Consider the following 22,358-nt stretch of genomic DNA (forward strand, 5'->3'; position numbering starts at 1 on the left):
CTCGGCGCCGGCCGGCAGGAACACGTCGAGGCGCGAGCCGAAGCGGATCAGGCCGAAGCGTTCACCGGCCTCCAGCGAGCCGTTCTCATACTTCCAGCACAGGATGCGGCGGGCAACGAGGCCGGCGATCTGAACGACGCCGATGGCACCGTGCTTGGTATCGATCACCAGACCATTGCGCTCGTTCTCCTGGCTGGCCTTGTCGAGCTCGGCATTGACGAACTTGCCGGCGCGATAGGCGATGCGGGTGATGGTACCGGCCATCGGCGCGCGGTTCACGTGGCAGTTGAACACATTCATGAAAACGGAGATGCGCAGCATCGGTTCCGAGCCGAGGTTCAGTTCTTCCGGCGGCAGGACCGTCGCGATCGACGAGACGCGGCCGTCAGCCGGGCTGATCACCAGATCATCGTCAAGCGGCGTCATGCGCTCGGGATCGCGGAAGAAGTAAGCGCACCACGCGGTCAGCACGAAGCCGATCCACATCAACGGCTCCCACAGGAAGCCAAGCACCAGCGACACGACGAAGAAGATCGCCACAAAGCGGTAGCCTTCCTTGTGCACCGGGACGAGCGTGTTGCGGATCGTATTGACCAGGCTCATGAACTCTACTCCAGATTTTCCGTGGAACGTGATCGTTTTCTATAAGTTAGCGCGGGATGCGGACGGAAAACCGCAAACGCATTTCCTGCCCCCGCTCTAGCGCGAAATGTCCCGGTGGGCAACGCCGCCCGCCCGGTAGCGACAAAACGCGTCGCGCTCAGCAAAGAAAAAGACGCCATCAAACCGCCGGCTCGCCACGCGTGACGATGCCCAGATCGTCGCTCTCGCGCACGCGCTTCAGTTGCTCTTCGGCCTGCGTCGCTTCGCGCTGGCGGCTCCACATCGAGGCATAGAGCCCGTCGCGGTCGATCAGTTCGCCATGGGTGCCGCGTTCGGCAATGACGCCGTCCTTCAGCACGATGATCTCGTCGGCGTTGATGACGGTCGAAAGCCGGTGCGCGATGACAAGCGTCGTGCGGTTGCGCGACACGACGTCGAGGGCCGACTGGATCTCCTGCTCCGTGCGCGTGTCCAGCGCCGAGGTCGCCTCGTCGAGGATCAGTATCGGCGGCGCCTTGAGAATGGTGCGGGCGATCGCAACGCGCTGCTTCTCGCCGCCCGAAAGCTTCAGCCCCCGTTCGCCGACCATGGCCTGGAAGCCTTCCGGCAGGGTGCGGATGAACTCGGCGATCTGCGCGGCTTCGGCCGCCGCCTCGACTTCGGCTTCGCTCGCCGAAACACGGCCATAGAGGATGTTGTAGGCGATGGTGTCGTTGAAGAGCACCGTGTCCTGCGGCACCATGCCGATCACCGAGCGCAGGCTCTTCTGCGTCACTGTGCGCACGTCCTGGCCATCGATGGTGATCGCCCCTTCCTGCACGTCGTAGAAGCGATAGAGCAGCCGCGAGAGCGTCGACTTGCCGGCACCGGACGGGCCGACCACGGCAACCGTCTTGCCGGCGGGCACCTCGAAGGTGATGCCCTTCAGGATCGGGCGCGCCGCATCATAGGCGAAATGCACGTCCTTGAAGGCGATGGCGCCCTTGCCGATGACGAGTTCGCTCGCATCCGGGCGATCCACCACTTCGGCCCGCACGTCGAGCAGGTCGAACATATGCTCGATGTCGGTGAGCCCCTGCCGGATTTCGCGGTAGACGAAGCCGATGAAATTGAGCGGGATCGCAAGCTGGATCAGCATGGCGTTGATGAAGACGAAATCGCCCAGCGTCTGCTCGCCGCGCTGCACGGCCAGCGCCGACATGATCATCATCACAGCCGTACCGGCGCCGAAGATCAGCGCCTGGCCGAAGTTGAGCCAGCCGAGCGACGTCCAGACCTGGGTCGCCGCCGCCTCGTAGCGTTCCATCGACTTGTCGAAGCGACGGGCTTCCATCTCCTCGTTGCCGAAATACTTGACCGTCTCGAAGTTCAGCAGCGAGTCGATCGCCTTGGTGTTGGCGTCGGTGTCGCTGTCGTTCATCGAACGGCGGATGGCGATGCGCCAGTCGCTCGCGCGCACGGTGAACCAGATGTAGAGCCAGACGGTGACAGCGGTGACGAGGAGATAGCTGAAGCCGTAGCCCCACCAGAAGATCACCGCCGTCAGCAGGAACTCGATCAGGGTCGGCACACTGTTGAGGATCGTGAAGCGGACGATCGTTTCGATGCCCTTGGTACCGCGCTCGATGACGCGCGAAAGCCCACCGGTGCGCCGCTCCAGATGGAAGCGGAGCGACAACTGGTGCATGTGTATGAAGGTCTTGTAGGCGAGTTGCCGGACGGCATGCTGGCCGACGCTTGCAAACAGTGCGTCGCGCAACTGGTTCAAACCGGCCTGCAAAAGACGGGCAAGGTTATAGGCAAGCACCAGCATGACCGCGCCGGTCATGAACACGGGCAGAAAGCCCAGGACATCCGACTTGCCGTTCAGCGCATCGGTTGCCCATTTGAAGGAATAGGGAACGAGGATCAGCACGACCTTGGCGATGATCAGAATGACCGTTGCCCAGATCACCCGGAGCTTGAGATCGGCCCTGTCCGACGGCCACATGTAGGGCCACAGATTGGCGATCGTCTGCAGGGGATTGCTGGTATCGGCCGAGACGGTTTTCTTCTGGGGTGCCACGTTCTGATCCGCTCTTACGTTTGCGCGCTTGGAGGCAGGTTGTCGCGCATCCAAGCTCTGCGCTGAGCCCTCCCTGTAAACGAAGACCTCAGGCGCCGTCATCACCGTTCAATGAAAAGCGGCGCCCTGTCGAAGGCGCCGCCCTTGGTCGGGAGATAGGCATCCGCCGCAGCCGCCGCAATGTCGGCGGCCGCAGATCGGCTGCTTATTGCTCTTGTTTCATGTGCTTCTTGTGAATTTCCCGCGATTCTTCGTCCGGCAGCGCCTTGTCCGGCACGCCGAAGACCTGGCCCGGACGAATGCGGTCCGGGTCCTCGATCTGGTCCTGGTTGGCGAGATAGATCGTGGTGTAGCGCAGGCCCGCGCCGTAGACGCGGCGCGAGATCTGCCACAGCGTGTCGCCGCGGCGGATGATCACCGAACTCTTGCTCTCCTTGAGGGGAGCCTGCTCGAGCGTCTGGGGCTGGTCGGGCGAGGCTACAACGGCTGCTGTCTCGGTCGCCGGCTGTGCCGGTGCGGCATCGTTTACAACCGCGCTCCCAGCACCCATCGCCTTTGCCAGTTCACCCGGCGCCGGGGCATTGTCCTTCGGCTGAGCCTTCTCGGGCGACGCCGGCGTGGCACTGCCCTGCTCGGCCAGGACCGCACCGACGGTCGCATCAACCTTGGTAAGGGCCGTCGCAACGCTCGACGGGTCCTGAGGCGCTGCCTTCAGCGCTGCGAGCGCGCTGGCCGCGGCCTTTGCGGCCCGGGTCGCCGAGGCGACGAGTGTCTGGTCGGAATTGTCGGCAAGACGGAAATCCGCAAGCGACTTCAACGCGATCTCGGTCGCCGAACGGGCGGCAGCCAGTTGCTCACCGTTCGGGACCTTGCCATTGGCATAGAGCCCCTTCAAGAGCGCCAGCGCCTTTCCAGCTTCCGCGCGCAGGCCATCGAGACCGGCGGTTGCCGACGGCGTGCCCGAAGGCGCAACGGCTGCGACCTGCGATCCTGCAGGCCGGTCGAAGGGAACCGAGGCGCGCATCACGACCTTGGTGCCGTCCTCGTTCAGCATGTCCGCCCGAATGATGTGGCTGCCAACCGTCAACTCGATCTCACCGTCGACGACGAAGTGCCCCTTGTCGTCGGCCTTCATTTCGCCGACGAGCCTGTCGTCGGCATAGACGCGCACCAACGCGCCGGCCTTGGCGCTGCCGGCGACGAACATCTTGCTGCCTTCGATCTCGACCGCACTCACCTGCAGGCCCGGAACGCCGGAAAGCTGCGCCGGCGCCGTGGCGGCATCGACCGCCTGCGGCGTTGCGGAGGCAACCTCGGCCGGCTTGAGGTCCGCAGCCGCGACTTCCTCCGCCGCACCCGGCGTCGTGATCAGACGGCTCGCCGTACCCGGCTTCGAGACCATGGCAAGCAATTGACCGGACGGATCCTTGGGAACGGAAACGGTCGCTACTTCCTCGGAGCTCTTCACCGCGCCGTTTTCACCGGTGCTGCGCAGCGTGAGCTGATGGTCACCCGCCGGAAGGGGATTGTCGAAGACCGCGGCAAAGTCGCCGGTCGCGCCGACATCGGCGGTGCCGACCACGGTGTCGCCGCTGAGGATCTCAAGCTTCGAATTCGGCTGGGCGTGGCCGGCGATCACCGTCGAGCCATCGGGCTCAACACGCAGCACGTCGAAACCGGGAACGGCCGGATCGGTCGCAGGCACGTTGGCGGCGGTCGCCGCTTCGGCCTTCGGCTGCTCCTGCTGCGGCGCAGCATCCGTCTTGGCGGTCTCGGCAGAGGCGCCGGTCGCCTGCGGTCCACCAGTCGCGGGCGTCGCCTCGGTCGACTGCGTCGCGGTGCCTGCCGCCTGATCGGCTGCCGGCTTCTTGCCGTCGCCGCGCAAGTTCGGTTGAATTACGAATACCATCAACGCTGTTGCTGCCACGAGGACAGAAATGGCCACCCAGCCGGCCTTATTTTTGATCATGCCACTCTCCACACGGAGCGGAGCAACGCTCCGCGCATGCCCTCTCATCGGCCTGCGGTGCGGGCTTGCGCCGTCATTATAGCGCAACAGCAAGCAACTCGTCCGATTTCTTCAATCAATCACTGAAATTGCTAGCGATTCGCGATTCGGCATACAAGCAGCCGAAGGGGCGGCAACCCGCAGAAAGCCGGGTTTCCCCTCATTTTTCTTGACCCATGCTGCGCTGCAATGTTTTTTGAGGGCATGAGCACCGAGAACAGCACGATTCGATCCATCTGCGTCTACTGTGGTTCACAGCCGGGACGTGACAATGCCTACATGGAAGCCGGGCGCGCGCTTGGCCGATCCATCGCCGATCACGGGCTTCGCCTGGTCTATGGCGGCGGCACCCGCGGCATCATGGGAGCGGTCGCCAGCGGTGTGCTTTCCAACGGCGGCGAAGTCACCGGGATCATCCCCGAATTCCTGATGGACAAGGAAGCGACCCGCCATTCGCTCGGCCAGCTGAACGAGCTGATCGTGACGGCCGACATGCACGAGCGCAAGCACACGATGTTCGAACGTGCCGACGCTTTCGTGGCGCTGCCCGGCGGCATCGGTACGCTGGAAGAGATCGTCGAGATCATGACCTGGGCGCAGCTCGGGCGTCACCGCAAGCCGATGGTCTTCGGCAACATCAACAATTTCTGGAGGCCGATGATGGACCTCCTGCAGCACATGCGCGAAGAGGGCTTCGTCCACACGGCGCATCTGGTGCAGCCGCTCGTCGTCAACGATGCCGCCGACATCGTGCCGACCATCCTGGCGGCCGCCAACGGCGGCAACGGCCGCGACGGCGAAGCCGAGATCATCTCCAAGCTTTGAGAAACCTGTTCAGCCAACAAAAAAGGCGCGCCCCCGGCGCGCCTTTTTTGTTTCTATCGCAACCGACCTTATTCGGCGGGGCTTGCCTGCAGGGCGCGGCGCGCCCTGCTTTCCGCCAGCATGGCGCCGGTATAGATCACCAGCGCCGCCCAGATCAGGCCGAAGGCGATGAGCTTTGCCGTACCGAAGGGCTCGTGGAAGACGAAGACGGCGATCACGAAGATCATCGTCGGCGCGATGTACTGCATGATGCCGATCGTCGACAGGCGCAGGAGCTTGGCGCCGTTGGCATAGATCATCAGCGGCACGGCCGTGACAATACCGCAGGACAGCAGCCACAGGACGTCCGCCATGCCGGTATCGCCGAAATGGCCCTGCCCCGTCGTCTCCAGCCAGATGATGTAGCCGATGGCCGGTACGCTCAAAAGCAGGACTTCCAGGAAGAAGCCCTGGTTGGGGCCAACCGGCAGGGTCTTGCGGAAGAAGGCGTAGAACCCCCAGGACAGGCAAAGGCCGATCGACACCCACGGCAGACCGCCGGCGTCGAAGGCAAGCACGGCAACGGCGGAGGCAGCGAGCGCGATGGCAACCATCTGCGCCGGGTTCGGCCTCTCCTTCAAAAGCACGGCGCCGAGAAAGATCGAGAAGAGCGGATTGATGTAGTAGCCGAGCGCGGTTTCGATGGCGCGGCCCGCACCGATCGCCCAGACATAAATGCCCCAGTTGATCGTGATGAGCACGGCGGTCAGTGCGGCCATGCACAGCATGCGCGGCGAGCGCAGTGCCGCCTTGATGTCGTCGGTACGCCCGAGCCAGAGAAGCACGAGACCCGCGAGCGGCACCGACCACACGATCCGGTGCGCCACCACTTCCGGCGCCGGGATATGGGCGACCGCCTTCATGAAGAAGGGCAGGAAGCCCCAAAGCAGATAGGCGGTCAGCGCGAAGGCAAAGCCTTTCGCGGAATCGGTATTTTCGGCGGGTGCTTTCGGCTCGGCCATATCATCTTTTCCTGGTGTTTTGCCGGAGAGCCCTGGCGGCAATGGCCGCTCTCCGGTCAGAAGGGAGGGCACAGCCTGTCGGCCGGCACGATCTCCCATTGGCGCGTCCTACCCCAATGGCCGGTGATGCACCAATTCATTTCCGTGAAGGGAGAATGAGTTTTGCTCACCCTCCCCCAGGCTCAGTCCATCAACGTTTCTGGACCGATCGCCGGAGATTACTCGGCCGCGATCAGTCCGACGTGGTCGCGGTTCTTCAGCAGCTTGAAGACGATACTGTCCATCAGTGCCTGGAAAGACGCATCGATGATGTTGTCGGAGACCCCCACGGTCCACCAGCGCGCGCCCGTGCCATCGGTCGATTCGATCAGAACGCGGGTGATCGCCTCGGTCCCGCCATTGAGGATACGGACCTTGTAGTCCGCAAGCTCCAGGTCTTCGATTTCCGACTGGTACTTGCCGAGGTCCTTGCGCAGCGCCAGGTCCAGCGCGTTGACCGGGCCGTGGCCTTCGGCGACCGACATCATCGTCTCGCCGTCGACAACCACCTTCACCACCGCTTCCGACACGGTCTTCAGATGGCCGTTGGCATCGAAGCGGCGCTCGACCATCACCCGGAAGCTTTCGACATGGAAGAAATCCGGCACCGTGCCGAGGATGCGGCTTGCGAGCAGCGCAAAGCTCGCATCCGCGCCTTCATAGGCATAGCCGGTCGCTTCGCGTTCCTTGACGATGGCGATCAGCTTGTCGAGCTTCGGATCGTCCTTGCTGACAACGATGCCGCGTCGCTTCAAGGCATTGATGAAATTGGCCTTGCCGCCCTGGTCGGACACCATGACCTTGCGCAGGTTGCCGATGCTTTCGGGCGCCACATGCTCGTAGGTGCGCGGGTCCTTGAGCAGCGCCGAGGCGTGGATGCCAGCCTTGGTGGCAAAGGCCGACGCGCCGACGTAAGGGGCCTGTTGGTCAGGCGAACGGTTCAAGAGTTCATCGAAGGAATGGGCGAGCTTCGTCAGCTCCAGCAGCCGGTCGGCGTCGATCGCCGTTTCGAAGCGGCTTGAATAGGTCTCCTTCAACGCCAGCGTCGGGATCAGCGTGACGAGATTGGCGTTGCCGCAACGCTCGCCGATGCCGTTCAGCGTTCCCTGGATCTGGCGCACGCCGGCCTCGACCGCGGCAAGCGAATTGGCGACCGCCTGGCCGGTGTCGTTGTGGGCGTGGATGCCGAGATTGGCACCGGGCACGCCGGCAGCGATCACGGCGGCGACGATCTCGCGCACCTCCGGCGGCTGCGTGCCGCCATTGGTGTCGCAGAGCACCACCCAGCGCGCGCCGGCGTCAAAGGCCGTCTTCGCGCAGGCAAGCGCATAGGCGGGATTGGCCTTGTAGCCGTCGAAGAAATGCTCGCAATCGACCATCGCCTCGCGGCCCGAGGCGACCACCGCCTCGACCGAGGCGCTGATGTTGTCGAGGTTCTCCTCGTTGGTGCAGCCGAGCGCCACCTCGACGTGATAGTCCCAGCTCTTGGCGACAAGACAGATAGCGTCGCTTTTCGCCGCCAGCAGTGCCGCGAGGCCTGGGTCGTTCGACGCGGAAACCCCGGCGCGCTTGGTCATGCCGAAGGCGACGAAGGAGGCCTTCTGGGTTCGCTTGCGCCCGAAGAACTCCGTGTCGGTCGGGTTCGCGCCGGGATAGCCGCCTTCGATATAGTCCATGCCGAACTGATCGAGCAGGCCGGCAATCGCAATCTTGTCTTCGACGGAAAAGTCGATGCCGGGCGTCTGTTGCCCGTCTCTCAGCGTCGTGTCGAAGAGGTAGATGCGTTCCCTGGTCATGGCTCTCGTCCAAAAATGCTCTGTTTAGTTTTGCTCGGTCTTGCCTGCGAACTGGTCCGTGGTGCGGATCAGCCGATCGAGGATGCCGGGCTCGGAATAGGCGTGGCCTGCGCCTTCGATCAGATGAAGCTCCGATCCCGGCCAGGCCTTGTGCAGTTGCCAAGCGTATTTCGCCGGGCACGGCATGTCGTAGCGCCCATGGATGATGACACCTGGAATGCCGTGCAGCCGGTGGGCGTCGCGCAGCAATTGGCCATCCTCCATCCACCCGGCATTGACGAAGAAGTGGTTCTCGATCCGCGCGAAGGCGTCGGCGTAATCGTCCTCGGCGAAGGGCGCGCTGGTTGCAAGTTCCGGCAACAACGTGATCGTCTCGCCCTCCCAGATGCTCCAGGCCTTGGCTGCCTCAAGGCGCGTCGCCTTATCGTCGCTCATCAGGCGGCGGTGATAGGCTTGCATCATCTCGTGGCGCTCGTTCTCGGGAATGGGCGCGATGAAACGCTCCCATTTGTCCGGAAACATTTCCGAGACGCCGAACTGGTAGTACCAATCGAGCTCGGCCTTGGTCAGCGTGTAGATGCCGCGCAGCACCAGTTCGGAAATCCGTTCCGGGTGCTTCTCGGCATAGGCGAGCGCCAGCGTCGATCCCCAGGAACCGCCGAAGACCAGCCACCTGTCGGCGCCGGCCATCTCGCGCAGCCGCTCGATATCGGCGACGAGATGCCAGGTGGTGTTGGCTTCGATCCTGGCATTCGGCGTCGACTTGCCGCAACCGCGCTGGTCGAACAGCGTTACGTCATAGAGCGCCGGATCGAAAAGGCGGCGATGGTTCGGCGAGATCGTGCCGCCGGGGCCGCCATGCAGGAACACGGCGGGCTTGGCGCCTGGCGTGCCGACCCTTTCCCAATAGATCACGTGCCCGTCGCCGACATCGAGATGGCCCGAGGCATAGGGTTCGATTTCCGGATAAAGCGTACGCAGAACAGTCGTCATTTTCAGTCTTTCGTGAGCGGCCAGTGCACGGTGTCGTAGTCGGGATGCTGGCGGTTTGTTTCGAGAACGATCAGATGGCGGGTCGCCGAGACCTCGGTGCCGTCATCCGTCTCCCTTGGCGGCAGGCCCGCGAGCCGCGAGAACCAAATGACGCGGGATTCGACGCCGGACTGGTAGACGGGCTGCACGTCATCAGGGTCGTCGAGCGAGCCGAGCGCGATGTTGATGAAGCTCTCGTCGGGCATATCGTAGAACAGCGGCGTGCCGCAATCACTGCAGAAGCCGCGGCGCACCAGATGCGACGAGCGGAACCAGGACGGCTGGCCGCGGGTGATGTCGAACGTGTCGCGGGACGCATTGGCGAGCGGCATGAAATAGTTGCCGGTCGCCTTCTGGCACATGCGGCAATGACAAATATGCGGGTCCGAAAGCACGCCCTCGGCGCGGTAGCGCACGGCGCCGCATTGGCATCCGCCCGTATAGATGCGCGCGATGGTCACCGGAATGCTCCCGAAGGATGCCATTGGTCTGTCTCGTGGTCCGGGTGCTGGAACGAGATGATGCTTTCCTGCCTGGCGTAGAAATCCTGATCCTCAAGCACCGGCTGCTCGAAGATCGTCTCGACCCAGGGCAAACGCGAGGCGTGGTTGACCTGGATTTTCGGCGCAAGATCGGAACGATCGTCGAAGGTGCCGATGGCGATCTCGAGGCCGCCCGGATGCCGGTAGGTCATCGGCGTTCCGCATTTCGGGCAAAAGCCACGGTCGATGTTGACCGAGGACTGGAAGTAGCTCGGCTCGTCCCGCACCCATTCGACACCATCCTTCGGCGCCGTCACCAGCGCCGAGAAAAACGAGCCGAATTGTTTCTGGCACATGCGGCAATGGCAGATCGACGGGCGCCCGAGTTCGCCCTTGATCCGGAAGCGGACCGCGCCGCATTGGCATCCACCTGTTCGAACGTTTTCGGTCATCGCTTCTCCTCCGGGGGCCAGGTCTCGGTGTCATGGTCGGGATGCTGATAGGAAACGAGTTTCTCCAGGAATTCCACCGCGTCCGGGTCTTCCATCGTGTGAACACCGGGCAGCGCGGCCACGTGGTCGGTATAGGGCAACTTGCTTTCAATGCCCCATTGCACCGTTGGCGTGATGCCCTGCGGTTCGTCGAAGGCGGCAATCGCCAATGCCATGCCGTCCGGCGCCTCATAGGTCAGCGGCGTGCCGCAATCGCCGCAAAAACCGCGCCAGCCGAAATTGGACGACTGGTAGCGCTTGCGCTCGCCGCGCGTCCAGGTGACATGGGCGCCGCCGACGGAAACCAGCGGCAGGTAGAAGTTGCCGCTCGCCTTCTGGCACATGCGACAATGACAGACCGACGCATCGCCGAGCCTGCCCTCGATGCGAAAACGCACTGCGCCACACTGGCAACCACCTGTATAATAGGGCCTGTTGTCCAGACTCATCGCGATTTCTCCTCAGCCCGGCGCATGGCAGACGGCTTCGATATTGTTGCCGTCGGGATCGAACACGAAGGCCCCGTAATAGTCCGGGTGGTAGTGCGCTCTCAGCCCCGGTTTGCCGTTGTCACGCCCGCCGGCGGCCATTGCCGCTTGATAGAAGGCATCGACCTCGGCGCGACTGCGCGCCGAAAAGGCGTAGTGCCGGCCCGGCCCCGTTGCAGCCGTCTCATGCAGCCAGAAGACCGGCCGCTCGCGGCCATAACCACCCACCTTGAGACCGCCGGTGTGTTCCAGCGGCACCATCATCAGCAAGGAGGCGCCAAGCGGAGCAAAGGCCTTGTCGTAGAACGACTGCGCCCGCTCGAAATCCGCGACGGGAATGCCCGTATGGTCGATCATCGCACGAACTCCTCTTTCATGCATGCGCTCCGCTTTTCGCCGCCCTTTCAGATACCCTGTCCGAACCGATCAGAAGGATCGGACAGGGCTCGATAGCTAGGCAGCCGTCACCGTTTGATATCCCAGGTCGTCACCCGCTCGCCGGTTGCCGGATCCTTGCCGTCCTTGAGCTGAACGCCGCGCGCCAGCAGATCGTCGCGGATCTTGTCGGCCTCCGCGAAGTTCTTCGCCTTCAGCAGTTCCAGACGGGCCCGCACGCGGCTGTCGATGTCGCGGACCAGCCCCTCGTCGAGTTCGACCGCCTGCGGCACCACGCCGATCAACGCGGCACTTGCGGCAAAGGTCCCAAGCAGCTTCGGATCAGCTGCCGCCTTCTGGGCGAGCGCATGGACCGCCTGGACCGCCGCGACCGTGTTGAGGTCGTCGGCCAGTGCGGCGACCACGGCCGGATCGGCCTCACCCTTGGCGTCACCCGGGACCGGCCACTTGGAGAGCAGATGCTCTGCTTCTTCCAACCGCTTCACCGAAAAATCGATCGGTTCGCGATAGTGCGTCATCAGCATGGCGAGCCTCAGCACATCGCCCGGCCACTGGCGGCCGGCGAATTTTTCCGTGTGCAGCAACTCGTAGATGGTGACGAAGTTGCCCTCGGACTTCGACATCTTGCGGCCTTCGACCTGCAGGAAGCCGTTGTGCATCCAGACGTTTGCCATCACTTGCGTGCCGTGAGCGCAACGGGACTGGGCAATCTCGTTTTCATGGTGCGGGAAGATCAGATCCAGCCCGCCGCCGTGGATGTCGAAGACTTCGCCGAGGTAGCGGCTGCTCATGGCCGAGCACTCGATGTGCCAGCCGGGGCGGCCCCTGCCCCACGGGCTTTCCCAGCCCGGTTCGTTGTCGCCAGAAAGCTTCCACAACACGAAATCGCCCGGGCTCTTCTTATGCGCCTCGACGGCGACACGGGCGCCGGCCTGCTGTTCGTCGAGATTGCGCTTCGAGAGCTGACCGTAATCGGCCATCGATTTGGTATCGAACAGCACCTCGCCGCCCGCCTGGTACGCGTGGCCCTTGGCGAGGAGCTTTTCGATGATGTCGATCATCTGCGCGATGTTGTCGGTGGCCCGCGGCTGGACATCAGGATCGAGGCAGCCGAGCGCCCTGGCATCCTCGAGAAACTGCGTTTCGGTCTTCTCCGTCACCCGGCGGATCGCGTCGTTGAGCGGCAGGGTCGGATAGTCCCGCAGCGCCCGCGCGTTGATCTTGTCGTCGACGTCGGTGATGTTGCGCGCATAGGTGACGTGATCCGCGCCATAGACATGGCGCAGCAGCCGGAACAGGACATCGAAGACGATGACCGGCCGAGCATTGCCGATATGGGCATAGTCATAGACCGTCGGGCCGCAGACATACATGCGAACGTTGTCGGGATCGATCGGCTTGAACTCGATCTTCTCCCGCGTCAGCGTGTTGTACAGCTTCAGTGTCGGCGTTCCGCCCATTGCCATTCTCCAAGATGCATACGACCGTAAAATACCGCGCCCGGGAGGCCCGCGCGTTTGTCATCTTGGATTTTAGGAGACGAAAACGGCCAGGCCAGCGGAGCGCTAGCGAATAATGTTCCGGCAGATAATGCAGATAACCGTTTTCATGGCCTCACTTATCGCGCGTCACCCGATTTCGGTCAAGAGGTCAGCCGCGTGCAAGCACAGCCGACTATCGAAAGGATTCCGCGGTCATGGATTTGTCATGATTAGGCTTATCTGAGATCGCCATGCGGAAAACAGATTCGCGGTGTAGTTGGTAGCACACCACGAAATCCTGTCTCCGGAGAGCAAGGAGGAGCGTCGCTTTCGTGAAGACGTGCGAAAGCGGCAGTGTATCCGGTTCGGGAAAGCATCAAGGAGTGAGTGCAAGTGAAAGCCGCAAAGACCAAAGACATCGCCAAATCCGCCAACCTCGTCGAACAGTATCGCCCGCTCGGCCTGAAGGCCGTACTTGCCGCAGCGCTGCAGGTGAAGGCGAAGCCGGCTGGCAAGCTGACCAAGCGGCCAGCCTGACGGTTCCGACGCTCTTTTCCTTAAAAGAGAGACATCTGCCCGCCATCGGGCTCGGTCGGCCTGCCCTTGCCTTTTAGCTGGGCATCAGCAACCGACCTGGGCGTGACGGCATCCTGGATTTCGGGACCGGTGTTGACGACCTTGTTGACCTTGTCCGAAACAGGGATCGCCTCGAAGTAGTCCTCCGCGACCGGGCCGAAGAGATCGGCAACCTCGCGCGGTTCCTGCGTCTTGCAATCCAGCCAGCGGGCAAAATCCTCGGGTTGGATGACGACCGGCATACGGTCATGGATCTGTCGGATCGAGGCGTTGGCGGCCGTCGTCAGGATGGCCGCAGTGTCGACCTCGGAGCCGTCGGCCGAGGACCAGGTTTCCATCAAACCGGCGAAGGCGACGATGCCGCCCTTCCTCGGGCGCACCCAATAGGCCTGCGACGGCTCACGGCTACCCTTCGGCGGCCGGCGCCATTCGTAGAAGCCGGAGGCCGGCACAAGGACCCGCCGGTGCCGCATGGCGGCACGGAACGACGCCTTTTCGATTGCCGATTCGACCCGCGCATTGATCAACAGTGGAAAGTCGCGCGGGTCCTTGACCCAGCCCGGCATGAAGCCCCAGCGCACGAGCAGCGCCCGGCGCTCCGGCAGGTTGCTGCCTGGTGCGGCACGCTCGCCGGCGACGACAACCATGATCGGCTGGGTTGGCGCGATATTGAAGCGCGCCGGAAAGTCGTCGCTTTCCAGCAGGCTGAACAATTCCATTATTTCGTCGGGTGTCGCCGTCAGCGCAAAACGTCCGCACATGACATGGATGTGGCACTTCACGTAGGATGGGTCAACGCTACCGAGACGATTTGATTCCCCGATGCCTACCAAGCCCGAACTTGCCTCCTCCGTCATTCTCGAACGCGACGGCCGCTATCTGCTCGTCCGCCGGGCCAACCCGCCGTCGGCCGACATGTACGCCTTTCCGGGCGGCCGGGCGGAAGCCGGCGAGACGCCGGCGGAGACAGCACTTCGCGAATTGCTCGAGGAAACCGGCATCAAGGCGCGCGATCCGGTGCTGTTCGAAGTCTACGATCTGCCGGGCAAAGAGTCCGAGGGGCGACACTTCCTGCTGTCGGTCTTCAGGGCCGAGGCCGATGCCGGCGCAGTTGCCGTCGCCAGCGACGACGCCGCAGGGCTCGGCTGGTTCACGGCTCAGGAGATCTTCGCCCTGCCGATCCCCGACAGCGTGCGAGAATGTGTGGAAAGGCTCTCCGGCGCCGGAGCGAACGCCGCGACATCAGGCGACGGCCTTGAAACCGCCGCCAATTCGGGCTTGGTGAAATCATGATCCCTGTCCCGATCCTTACAAGGCTTACGCTCGCCGGCATTGCCTTGACAGTCGCCACTGGCGCGGCAGCGCAAAAATCACCTACGAAAGAGCCGGCCAAGACCGAGACCGCAGCCCCGGCCGCCGTGGAGGAAAAGCCGACGCCCTACGACCAGCGGCTGGTTCGGCTCTCCGAGATCCTCGGCTCCGTGCACTACCTCCGCAATCTCTGCGTCAAGGAACCGGAGGATGTCTGGCGCCGCTCGATGCAGGAACTGATCGACAAGGAAACCGCCACCGAAATCAAACGGCGCGAGCGGATGACGGCCGCCTTCAACCGCGGGTATCGCACCTTCGCATCCGTCTATACGAGCTGCACGGGGCCTGCGATCGTCGCCGAACAGCGATATCGTGCCGAAGGCGCAACACTTGCGTCAGAAATCGTCGCCCGCTTTGGAAATTAGCAATAAATTAACCTCTTTTCTCACGACCCCGTGTCGTTTCGGGAAAAGGCTGCTAAGTTCGTTAAGAGAGTGGTAAGAAGTGGCGAGTCCGTCACGGCCGTTCAGTCGGAGTTCAGCCGAACGGCCATAAAATGAACCGCTTGCACAATGGAAGTCGCATGGAACGAATGATGGAACCAAGCCTGACCGACATCGATGACATGATCGTCCACGAGAAAATGCAGGCTGCGCTGGAACACCAGAGCGAGGCCTGGGCGGACGGAATGGCCGACGGTATCGAGCCGGAAATCATCGCCGATGCAGCCATTGCCCTTGCCATGCGGGAAACCGTTCGGCTTCATGGCGAAGACGGCGCCGAAGCAATGCTCAATTCGCTTCGCGAGCGCGTGCTCGCCGGCGAGTTCTCGCCCCAGCGCACGATTCAGTAATATCAGGACTGCCCGATGCATCGGAATCTCGCAAACCGGACCCTTCCGGTTCGCCTCGCTACACTGCTGTTGGCCGGTGTCGCCTTGACCACCCCGGCAGCGGTTTCTCCCGCCTTCGCTCTCAGCGAATTGCAGGGCGCGCCGCAACCCGTCCCGACCGAGCAACAGCCTGCCGCGGGCGACCAGAAGGCGACGCCGCCCGTAGCCGAAGAGCCGGATGAGGAAGAGAAGCTTCCGCTCGAAATTCCGATGCCCGATCCGCTGATCAACAAGTCGGCGACAGCCACCAAGGAAGACGCTCCCGAAGCCGAAGAGCCGGAGCCGACCGGGCCTGTCGAAGTGCTGACCGACATTTCCAAAATCCCAGCGCCGGTCGCCCGCATGCGTGAGCTGATCGTCGAGGCAGCGGCTTCCGGCGATATCGAGCGGCTGCGCTCGCTGCTCGGCAAGGGCCCGAACCAGACCCAGGTCACCGGCGTCACCGGCGACGAAGACCCGGTGTCGATCCTGAAGAGCCTTTCGGGCGACCAGGAAGGCGTCGAAATCCTAGCGATCCTGCTCGACGTTCTGTCGACCGGGTTTGTGCTGGTGGACAAGGGCACGCCCCAGGAAGCCTATGTCTGGCCCTATTTCGCGGAAAAGAAGCTCTCGACGCTGACGGCACCGGAGAAGGTCGACCTGTTCCGCCTGGTCACGGCCGGTGATTTCGCCGACATGGAAGAATTCGGCAGCTACAACTTCTACCGCGTCGGCATCATGCCGGACGGAAAGTGGAAATTCTTCATCGCCGGCGATTGACCGCCGGCGACCACGCTTGCCGTTGACAGCTGAACATCCTACCTCTTCGCCAAGAGATCACCGGTGGAACCGGGGCCCGAGTCGGCCGCGGCCATTCAGGTGATCGTCTGCTAGGTTAGCGCGGGATTCTCCTTTCCCGTCGAACAGGATTCGAACGATGCCCAGAGTTCGCCTCGACGATCGCGCGATCGTCGCCATTTCCGGCAAGGACGCCGAAGATCTTCTCCAGGGACTGATCACCACCGATCTCGACGCGCTTGCACCCGACGAAGCGCGTCCCGGCGCTCTGCTGACGCCACAGGGCAAGATCCTGTTCGAGTTCCTGATCTCCCGCGACGGCGACGGCCTACGGTTGGAAACGGCACATGACCAGGTCGAAGCGCTGCTGAAGCGCCTGACGATGTACAAGCTTCGCTCGGCAGTCGAGCTTTCGATCAAGACATCCGACGCCGTCACCGTAATATTCGACGAAGCAGCACCCGCGGGTGCCTATCGCGACCACCGTTTCGAGAAGGCGGGCATTGCGCTCTTTCGCGCCTATGGGGAAGCCACCGGCGACACGGCCGGCGCAGAAGACCTCGAACGGCTGCGGATCGCGGCGGGCATTGCCAATGCCGGCGCCGATTATGCGGTGCAGGACGCCTTCCCCCATGATGTGCTTATGGACAAGAACGGCGGCCTTTCCTTCAAGAAGGGCTGCTATGTCGGCCAGGAAGTGGTGTCGCGCATGCAGCACCGCAGCACGCCGCGCCGCCGGGTCGTGATCGTTTCTGCCCACGCCGCCCTTCCCCCGACGGGAACGACGATCACCGCAAACGACAAGTCGATCGGCACGCTCGGCACGGTACAGGGCAAGTCGGCACTCGCGATCGTGCGCATCGATAAGGCCGGCGAAGCGATGGCGAACGGCATCCCGCTGCTTGCCGGCGACGTGCCGGTGACATTGGTCCTGCCCGAATGGGCCGGGCTCACCTTCCCGACGTCTGCCGACGAGGCGAGCGCGTGACGACGGCCCGCGCCTGGCAGCGCATGCTCTCCGGCCGCCGGCTGGACCTGCTCGACCCGTCGCCGCTCGACGTCGAGATCGGCGATATCGCCCACGGTCTCGCGCGCGTCGCCCGCTGGAACGGGCAGACCGCCGGCGACCATGCCTTCTCGGTCGCCCAGCACAGCCTGATGGTCGAGGACATTTTTCGCCGCAGCAACAAATGCAGCAGCGACGATTGCCTGCTGGCGCTTTTGCACGACGCGCCGGAATACGTGATCGGCGACATGATCTCGCCGTTCAAGGCGGTGGTCGGCGGTGGCTACAAATCGGTCGAAAAGCGGCTGGAAAGCGCCATCCATCTCCGTTTCGGCCTGCCGCCGCATTGCTCCAAGGAATTGAAGGACAAGATCAAGAAGGCCGACCATGTCGCCGCCTATTTCGAAGCGACCGTGCTTGCCGGCTTCTCGGTCGAAGAGGCGCGAAAATTCTTCGGCCAGCCGCGCGGCATCACCCGCGAGACGCTGCTGATCGATCCCGTGCCGGCGGTCGAGGCGCAGCGGTTGTTCACCGAGCGGTTCCTGGCGCTGGAAGCGCAGCGCCTGCCTGCACGCGCGGAAATCTAACATGCCCGACATCATTGTTTCACCACTTTCCCGCATCGCCGAAATGGCCGTCCGCCATGGCTGCACAGAGATGATCAGCCTCGTCGCCAAGGGCCAGGACTTTCATCGCCCCGGCGTCATCGCCAAGGCGCGGCATCTCACGCTCGGAATGAACGACATCACCTTTGCCGGCACCGGCGACCTCATCGCGCCGCAGGAAGACCATGTCCGGCAGATCGTCGCCTTTGCGCGCGAATGGGACCGCGCACGGCCGCTGCTCGTTCATTGCTGGATGGGCGTCTCCCGCTCGCCCGCAGCCGCCCTGATCGCCGCGCTTGCGGCCGAGCCGAACCAGGACGACACGCAACTGGTGCAACGGCTGCGCCGAGCCTCGCCCTTTGCGACCCCCAATAGCCGGCTTGTCGAGATCGGTGACGCCGTACTCGAGCGCAACGGCCGGCTCGTCACAGCCGTTCGCGCGATCGGTCGCGGTGCGGATGCCGACGGCAACGCACCGTTCCTTCTGCCGCTTGCTTCCGAAGGAGCAGCCGTTGCCGATTGAGATACAGCCGACAACGGTCGAGATCGGCCTCAATGCGGCGATCGTCGCCGTGGTCAACCGCAGCCCGCGCATCCTCGCCGTCAGCGAAAGCGACGGCGACGCGCGCGACAGCCTGCCGTTCGGCCCCTTCGATCCGGCGCTCCACCGGACGTTTGAGACGAGCCTGCGGGATCGCGTCGAAAAACGTACGGCGCTGAAGCTCGGCTATATCGAGCAGCTCTACACCTTCGGCGATCGTGGCCGCCAGCGGCTGCCCGGCGAAGAAGGCAAGCACATGGTCTCTGTCGGCTATCTGGCGCTGACCAGAACCGATGCCGAGAATACCGAACGGCTGGCCGAAGCGGGCGCGCACTGGCGCGACTGGTACGGTTACCTGCCCTGGGAAGACTGGCGGCAGGGACGCCCGGCGGTGCTCGACCAGGCCATCCTGCCGGCGCTTGCCCGCTGGGAAACCGGCGTATCCGGCGAGGAGCAGGCCGCCCGGATTGCCGGGCGCCGGGCGCGCATTCGCCTGGCCTTCGGCCTCGCCGATTTTCCCTGGGACGAGGAGCGCGTGCTCGAGCGTTATGAGTTGCTGTACGAGGCAGGGCTCGTGCCGGAGGCGGCGATCGACGGCCGCGGCAACGGCAGCGACATTCTGACCGTCGGGCTGGCAATGCGCCACGACCATCGCCGCATCGTCGCCACGGCGATGGCGAGGCTGCGCGGCAAGATCAAATATCGGCCGGTTGTCTTCGAGCTGATGCCGCCCGAGTTCACGCTGACCGATCTGCAGGCAACCGTCGAGGCGATCTCCGGGCGCCATCTGCACAAGCAAAATTTCCGGCGCCTGGTCGAAGGGGCCGAGTTGGTCGAGCCGACGGGCATGACGCTCTCTTCCACCGGTGGGCGGCCGGCCGCCCTCTTCCGCTTCCGCCGTCAGATCCTCGACGAGCGCCCTGCCCCGGGGCTCAAGGTCGGCGGGCGATGATCGCAGCCATCAGTTCCTGAGCTGGACCGGCACCTAAAAACATCCGGCGGCACGCCCTACATAGGAGCGATGATGCTATGATCGGTGCTGCGGGACGAGGCCGAATAGTCGCCACCTGCCGCCGAGCGACCCGATATCTACGACCGAGGTGACAACCATGCTGCTCGCACTGGCCTTTTTGACGTCGCTGCTCGGCACCTCGCCGCAATCGGGAACCGACGAGAAGCCGAAGATGCCCGACTACTTCAAGAACCAGCAGGGCGGCGGCATGCAACCGCAGACGACCATCTGCAATCTCAACAGTCAGGACACGAACGGACAGTTCAAGACCTGCCGTTATGATTGCGGTACGCAGATCACCGTCGGCGAGCGCTTCTCCTGCCCCTTCATCATGCAGCGCTGATCGTGTCTCCGGCTATTTCTTGATGGCGATGTCGAGACCGATGTCGAGCGTCGGGGCGGCCATCGTGATCTTCGAGGTCGAGATGTAGTCGATGCCGCTCTCGGCGATTGCCCGCACCGTATCGATATTGACGTTTCCTGAAGCCTCCAACCGCGTCCGGCGGGCATCGACCGCATAGGCGTCGGTGGAGAGCTGCCAGTGCGCCCGGTTGATCGCAACGGCCTCGCGGAGCAAGTCGGGCCCCATGTTGTCGAGCAGGATGACGTCGGGTTGGGCCGTCAGCGCCTCGCGCATCTGGTCGAGGCCATCGACCTCGATCTCGATCTTGACGAGATGGCCGCAATAGGCGCGCGCCGCGTGGACGGCGCTGGCGACACCGCCGGAAACGGCGATGTGGTTGTCCTTGATCAGCACCGCGTCGTCCAGCCCGTAGCGGTGATTGGAGCCGCCGCCCAGGCGCACGGCGTATTTCTCCAGCGCCCGCAGGCCCGGAATGGTCTTGCGGGTGCAGCAGACCTTCGCACGCGTGTGGACGATCTCGTCTGCGAACTTCGCCGTATAGGTGGCGATGCCCGAGAGATGCATGAGGAAGTTCAAGCCGACACGTTCGGCCGACAGCAGGCCGCGAGCGCGGCCGGAGATCCGGGCGATCGCCATACCCGGTTCGACCCGGTCGCCGTCCGCCACCAGTGCCTCGAAGCGGATCGACGGGTCGACCAGACGGAAGGCTGCACGCGCGAGCTCCAGTCCTGCAATGACGCCGGGATCACGCGCATTCATACCGGCCGTTGCCGTCAGGTCCGGCCCGATCGTCGAAAGCGTCGTGATATCGCCGGCGCGGCCGAGATCCTCAAGCAGTGCCGCGCGCACCTGATCCTCGATCATCAGTGCGGGCAGTTCGGGGCGGAGGGCTGCTGTCATCGTGTCACTCATTCCAAAGGTTCCATTCGAAAGCGGCCGACCAGGCTGCCTCAGGCTGCTTCCGTCTCTGCCAGTTCACGCGCCAGGCGATTGGCCTCAGCGAGCGTCAGATAGGTGCGGCGACGCCATTCCGGGCGTTCCTGCGGGCAGTCGGCGCGGAAGTGACCGCCGCGGCTTTCGGTGCGGCGAAGCGCGCCGACGGCGATCAGCTTGGCTGTCGTGATGATGTTGGTGAAGCGCATGCGGGTGTTGTCGCGCTCGAGTTGCTCGATCTCGCGGATCGCCCGCACCAGGCTTTCGCGCGTGCGGATCACACCGACACAGTCGCTCATGACCTTGCGCAGGATCGTCAGCTGCGGGCTATCTTCGACCGTCACCGGGTCGTCGTTCTCGCCGGCATTGTCGCCCCATTCGGTCAACTGCGGTGTCGGCAGCGTGCCCTTGATGTTTTCAGCAATACGCGCGGCAAAGACCACGGCTTCGAGCAGCGAGTTGGAGGCAAGGCGGTTTGCGCCGTGCACGCCGGTCGAGGTCACCTCGCCGGCTGCCCAGAGGCCATCGATCGAGGTGCGGCCTTCGGCATCGGTGAGCACGCCGCCCATGTGATAGTGAACCGCCGGCACCACCGGGATCGGCTGCGTGACCGGATCGATGCCGGCCGCCATGCAGGAAGCATAGACCGTCGGGAACATCTCGGGGAAATGCTTGCCAACCGCCTTGGTGCAATCGAGGAAGGCCCCGCGGCCGGCCTGGACCTCGGCAAAGACACCACGCGAAACGATGTCGCGCGGCGCAAGCTCGCCGTCCGGGTGGATATCGAGCATGAAGCGATGGCCGGCGGCGTTCAGAAGCTGGGCGCCGTCACCGCGCAGCGCCTCGGTCGCGAGCGGCGCCGGATCCTTGCCGATGTTTATGGCGGTCGGGTGGAACTGCACGAATTCCGGATCGGCGATGATCGCGCCGGCGCGGGCGGCCATGCCGAGCCCCTGCCCGCAGGCTTCCCACGGGTTGGTGGTGACCGCATAGAGGTGGCCAACGCCACCGGAGCAGAGCACGACGGCGCGGGCCGGGAAAGCCACGCGCTTCTTCGACTGTCCGGCATCGGGCCGGGCGACGACGCCGGAGATGAACCGGCCTTCGCGCACCAGCTCCTCGACCACATAGCCTTCGATCACGCGGATCGACGGCGTCCGGCGGACGGCGGCAATCAGCGCTTCCATGATCGCCTTGCCGGCCATGTCGCCCTTGACGCGGACGATACGGCGCTCGGAATGAGCCGCCTCACGCGAGAGCAGTAGCTTGCCTTCGAGATCGCGATCGAAGGGTACGCCATAGTCGAGCAGGTCATGGATGCGCGCCGGGCCTTCGGCCACCATCATGCGCGTCATCTTCTCGTCGACGATGCCGGCACCGGCGGCAAGCGTATCGGCGACGTGTTTTTCGAAGGTGTCGCCGGGGCTCATGGCGGCGGCAATCCCCCCTTGCGCCCAGGCCGACGAGGCGCCATGGCCGATCGGGGCTGCGGCAAGGATCGTCACCGGCCTCGGGCTCAGCTTCAGCGCGCAGAAGAGGCCGGCCAGGCCGCCACCGACGATGACGATGTCGTCAATCCCGTTGAAGGATTGCGGGCGGAAATGGTCGGTCAGCATGATTCATTCTCCTCCAAT

At 63.8% G+C, this 22,358-nt stretch carries 25 protein-coding genes; 11 read left to right on the forward strand and 14 right to left on the reverse strand.

The features are described 5' to 3' along the window. The 3 genes from L981_RS13305 to L981_RS13315 form a co-directional block, all read right to left on the reverse strand. Positions 1 to 603: phosphatidylserine decarboxylase (locus tag L981_RS13305; RefSeq protein WP_043616548.1), on the reverse strand; the 603-nt coding region annotated here is incomplete at its 3' end. 178 nt (positions 604 to 781) lie between these two features. Then, positions 782 to 2,668, reverse strand: a complete 1,887-nt coding sequence (locus L981_RS13310; RefSeq protein WP_043616551.1) for an ABC transporter ATP-binding protein/permease — start codon at positions 2,666 to 2,668, stop codon at positions 782 to 784. 205 nt (positions 2,669 to 2,873) lie between these two features. Further along, positions 2,874 to 4,637, reverse strand: coding sequence for a LysM peptidoglycan-binding domain-containing protein (locus L981_RS13315; RefSeq protein WP_043616554.1), 1,764 nt, complete (start codon positions 4,635 to 4,637; stop codon positions 2,874 to 2,876). A 243-nt stretch (positions 4,638 to 4,880) separates the two neighbouring features. Between L981_RS13315 and L981_RS13320 the strand changes: the two genes are divergently transcribed. Continuing rightward, entirely contained in the window at positions 4,881 to 5,501 is a 621-nt protein-coding gene (locus L981_RS13320) for a TIGR00730 family Rossman fold protein (RefSeq protein ID WP_034804006.1), read from the forward strand. Between the two features lie 68 nt (positions 5,502 to 5,569). Here L981_RS13320 and rarD read toward each other — a convergent pair whose 3' ends face one another. The 8 genes from rarD to cysS all read right to left on the reverse strand — a co-directional run bounded on the left by rarD (position 5,570) and on the right by cysS (position 12,686). Further along, positions 5,570 to 6,502, reverse strand: coding sequence for an EamA family transporter RarD (rarD, locus tag L981_RS13325; protein ID WP_043616557.1), 933 nt, complete (start codon positions 6,500 to 6,502; stop codon positions 5,570 to 5,572). Between the two features lie 218 nt (positions 6,503 to 6,720). Next, positions 6,721 to 8,337, reverse strand: coding sequence for a citramalate synthase (cimA, locus tag L981_RS13330; RefSeq protein ID WP_043616560.1), 1,617 nt, complete (start codon positions 8,335 to 8,337; stop codon positions 6,721 to 6,723). A 24-nt stretch (positions 8,338 to 8,361) separates the two neighbouring features. Then, complete coding sequence (pip, locus tag L981_RS13335; RefSeq protein WP_043616563.1) at positions 8,362 to 9,330, reverse strand: prolyl aminopeptidase; 969 nt, start codon at positions 9,328 to 9,330, stop codon at positions 8,362 to 8,364. 2 nt (positions 9,331 to 9,332) lie between these two features. Beyond that, positions 9,333 to 9,854, reverse strand: coding sequence for a GFA family protein (locus tag L981_RS13340; RefSeq protein WP_043616566.1), 522 nt, complete (start codon positions 9,852 to 9,854; stop codon positions 9,333 to 9,335). Further along, positions 9,827 to 10,303 carry a GFA family protein gene (locus L981_RS13345; protein WP_043616569.1) on the reverse strand — a complete coding sequence of 159 codons (477 nt, stop codon included), beginning with the start codon at positions 10,301 to 10,303 and terminating at the stop codon, positions 9,827 to 9,829. The genes L981_RS13340 and L981_RS13345 overlap by 28 nt, the downstream gene beginning before the upstream one ends. Further along, positions 10,300 to 10,791 carry a GFA family protein gene (locus L981_RS13350; RefSeq protein WP_043616572.1) on the reverse strand — a complete coding sequence of 164 codons (492 nt, stop codon included), beginning with the start codon at positions 10,789 to 10,791 and terminating at the stop codon, positions 10,300 to 10,302. Before L981_RS13350 ends, L981_RS13345 begins: the two co-directional genes overlap by 4 nt. 12 nt (positions 10,792 to 10,803) lie before the next feature. After that, on the reverse strand, positions 10,804 to 11,187 hold the full coding sequence (locus L981_RS13355) for a VOC family protein (protein ID WP_043616574.1): 384 nt from the start codon (positions 11,185 to 11,187) through the stop codon (positions 10,804 to 10,806). Positions 11,188 to 11,294: 107 nt separating this feature from the next. Next, positions 11,295 to 12,686, reverse strand: coding sequence for a cysteine--tRNA ligase (gene cysS, locus L981_RS13360; protein ID WP_043616576.1), 1,392 nt, complete (start codon positions 12,684 to 12,686; stop codon positions 11,295 to 11,297). A 414-nt stretch (positions 12,687 to 13,100) separates the two neighbouring features. Between cysS and L981_RS35025 the strand changes: the two genes are divergently transcribed. Then, positions 13,101 to 13,244, forward strand: coding sequence for a hypothetical protein (locus tag L981_RS35025; protein ID WP_197067130.1), 144 nt, complete (start codon positions 13,101 to 13,103; stop codon positions 13,242 to 13,244). Between the two features lie 20 nt (positions 13,245 to 13,264). On the opposite strand, the gene L981_RS13365 is transcribed toward L981_RS35025, so the two are convergent. Next, a complete protein-coding gene (locus L981_RS13365) occupies positions 13,265 to 14,044 on the reverse strand; it encodes an SOS response-associated peptidase (RefSeq protein ID WP_043616578.1) in 780 nt (259 codons plus the stop codon). Between the two features lie 61 nt (positions 14,045 to 14,105). Between L981_RS13365 and L981_RS13370 the strand changes: the two genes are divergently transcribed. The 9 genes from L981_RS13370 to L981_RS13410 all read left to right on the forward strand — a co-directional run bounded on the left by L981_RS13370 (position 14,106) and on the right by L981_RS13410 (position 19,770). Beyond that, the gene (locus tag L981_RS13370; RefSeq protein ID WP_043616581.1) at positions 14,106 to 14,576 is read left to right on the forward strand and encodes an NUDIX hydrolase; all 471 of its coding nucleotides are present in this window, start codon (positions 14,106 to 14,108) and stop codon (positions 14,574 to 14,576) included. Next, positions 14,573 to 15,019 carry a TIGR02301 family protein gene (locus L981_RS13375; RefSeq protein WP_043616584.1) on the forward strand — a complete coding sequence of 149 codons (447 nt, stop codon included), beginning with the start codon at positions 14,573 to 14,575 and terminating at the stop codon, positions 15,017 to 15,019. Before L981_RS13370 ends, L981_RS13375 begins: the two co-directional genes overlap by 4 nt. 158 nt (positions 15,020 to 15,177) lie before the next feature. After that, a complete protein-coding gene (locus tag L981_RS13380; protein WP_089043914.1) occupies positions 15,178 to 15,447 on the forward strand; it encodes a hypothetical protein in 270 nt (89 codons plus the stop codon). 15 nt (positions 15,448 to 15,462) lie between these two features. Next, a complete protein-coding gene (locus tag L981_RS13385) occupies positions 15,463 to 16,245 on the forward strand; it encodes a hypothetical protein (RefSeq protein WP_043616587.1) in 783 nt (260 codons plus the stop codon). 157 nt (positions 16,246 to 16,402) lie between these two features. Continuing rightward, on the forward strand, positions 16,403 to 17,251 hold the full coding sequence (locus tag L981_RS13390) for a folate-binding protein YgfZ (RefSeq protein ID WP_043616590.1): 849 nt from the start codon (positions 16,403 to 16,405) through the stop codon (positions 17,249 to 17,251). Continuing rightward, complete coding sequence (locus L981_RS13395) at positions 17,248 to 17,856, forward strand: YfbR-like 5'-deoxynucleotidase (protein WP_043616593.1); 609 nt, start codon at positions 17,248 to 17,250, stop codon at positions 17,854 to 17,856. The genes L981_RS13390 and L981_RS13395 overlap by 4 nt, the downstream gene beginning before the upstream one ends. Position 17,857: 1 nt before the next feature. Beyond that, on the forward strand, positions 17,858 to 18,397 hold the full coding sequence (locus tag L981_RS13400) for a tyrosine phosphatase family protein (RefSeq protein ID WP_043616596.1): 540 nt from the start codon (positions 17,858 to 17,860) through the stop codon (positions 18,395 to 18,397). After that, entirely contained in the window at positions 18,333 to 19,367 is a 1,035-nt protein-coding gene (locus L981_RS13405; RefSeq protein WP_052201785.1) for an NAD regulator, read from the forward strand. Before L981_RS13400 ends, L981_RS13405 begins: the two co-directional genes overlap by 65 nt. A 157-nt stretch (positions 19,368 to 19,524) precedes the next feature. Further along, positions 19,525 to 19,770, forward strand: coding sequence for a hypothetical protein (locus tag L981_RS13410; protein ID WP_043616603.1), 246 nt, complete (start codon positions 19,525 to 19,527; stop codon positions 19,768 to 19,770). A 12-nt stretch (positions 19,771 to 19,782) separates the two neighbouring features. On the opposite strand, the gene nadC is transcribed toward L981_RS13410, so the two are convergent. Then, complete coding sequence (gene nadC, locus L981_RS13415) at positions 19,783 to 20,691, reverse strand: carboxylating nicotinate-nucleotide diphosphorylase (RefSeq protein WP_043616686.1); 909 nt, start codon at positions 20,689 to 20,691, stop codon at positions 19,783 to 19,785. 50 nt (positions 20,692 to 20,741) lie between these two features. Continuing rightward, entirely contained in the window at positions 20,742 to 22,340 is a 1,599-nt protein-coding gene (locus L981_RS13420; RefSeq protein ID WP_043616606.1) for an L-aspartate oxidase, read from the reverse strand. Between the last annotated feature and the right edge of the window lie 18 nt (positions 22,341 to 22,358).

Source organism: Ensifer sp. ZNC0028 (assembly GCF_000799055.1).
GTDB lineage: Bacteria > Pseudomonadota > Alphaproteobacteria > Rhizobiales > Rhizobiaceae > Ensifer.

Bases quoted from the DNA above. Each gene is read 5' to 3' on its own strand.
- L981_RS13315 (WP_043616554.1), bottom strand. From the start codon at position 4,637: ATGATCAAAAATAAGGCCGGCTGGGTGGCCATTTCTGTCCTCGTGGCA.
- L981_RS13320 (WP_034804006.1), top strand. From the start codon at position 4,881: ATGAGCACCGAGAACAGCACGATTCGATCCATCTGCGTCTACTGTGGT.
- rarD (WP_043616557.1), bottom strand. From the start codon at position 6,502: ATGGCCGAGCCGAAAGCACCCGCCGAAAATACCGATTCCGCGAAAGGC.
- cimA (WP_043616560.1), bottom strand. From the start codon at position 8,337: ATGACCAGGGAACGCATCTACCTCTTCGACACGACGCTGAGAGACGGG.
- pip (WP_043616563.1), bottom strand. From the start codon at position 9,330: ATGACGACTGTTCTGCGTACGCTTTATCCGGAAATCGAACCCTATGCC.
- L981_RS13340 (WP_043616566.1), bottom strand. From the start codon at position 9,854: ATGGCATCCTTCGGGAGCATTCCGGTGACCATCGCGCGCATCTATACG.
- L981_RS13345 (WP_043616569.1), bottom strand. From the start codon at position 10,303: ATGACCGAAAACGTTCGAACAGGTGGATGCCAATGCGGCGCGGTCCGC.
- L981_RS13350 (WP_043616572.1), bottom strand. From the start codon at position 10,791: ATGAGTCTGGACAACAGGCCCTATTATACAGGTGGTTGCCAGTGTGGC.
- L981_RS13355 (WP_043616574.1), bottom strand. From the start codon at position 11,187: ATGATCGACCATACGGGCATTCCCGTCGCGGATTTCGAGCGGGCGCAG.
- cysS (WP_043616576.1), bottom strand. From the start codon at position 12,686: ATGGGCGGAACGCCGACACTGAAGCTGTACAACACGCTGACGCGGGAG.
- L981_RS13365 (WP_043616578.1), bottom strand. From the start codon at position 14,044: ATGTGCGGACGTTTTGCGCTGACGGCGACACCCGACGAAATAATGGAA.
- L981_RS13370 (WP_043616581.1), top strand. From the start codon at position 14,106: ATGCCTACCAAGCCCGAACTTGCCTCCTCCGTCATTCTCGAACGCGAC.
- L981_RS13375 (WP_043616584.1), top strand. From the start codon at position 14,573: ATGATCCCTGTCCCGATCCTTACAAGGCTTACGCTCGCCGGCATTGCC.
- L981_RS13380 (WP_089043914.1), top strand. From the start codon at position 15,178: ATGGAACGAATGATGGAACCAAGCCTGACCGACATCGATGACATGATC.
- L981_RS13385 (WP_043616587.1), top strand. From the start codon at position 15,463: ATGCATCGGAATCTCGCAAACCGGACCCTTCCGGTTCGCCTCGCTACA.
- L981_RS13390 (WP_043616590.1), top strand. From the start codon at position 16,403: ATGCCCAGAGTTCGCCTCGACGATCGCGCGATCGTCGCCATTTCCGGC.
- L981_RS13400 (WP_043616596.1), top strand. From the start codon at position 17,858: ATGCCCGACATCATTGTTTCACCACTTTCCCGCATCGCCGAAATGGCC.
- L981_RS13405 (WP_052201785.1), top strand. From the start codon at position 18,333: ATGCCGACGGCAACGCACCGTTCCTTCTGCCGCTTGCTTCCGAAGGAG.
- L981_RS13410 (WP_043616603.1), top strand. From the start codon at position 19,525: ATGCTGCTCGCACTGGCCTTTTTGACGTCGCTGCTCGGCACCTCGCCG.
- nadC (WP_043616686.1), bottom strand. From the start codon at position 20,691: ATGACAGCAGCCCTCCGCCCCGAACTGCCCGCACTGATGATCGAGGAT.
- L981_RS13420 (WP_043616606.1), bottom strand. From the start codon at position 22,340: ATGCTGACCGACCATTTCCGCCCGCAATCCTTCAACGGGATTGACGAC.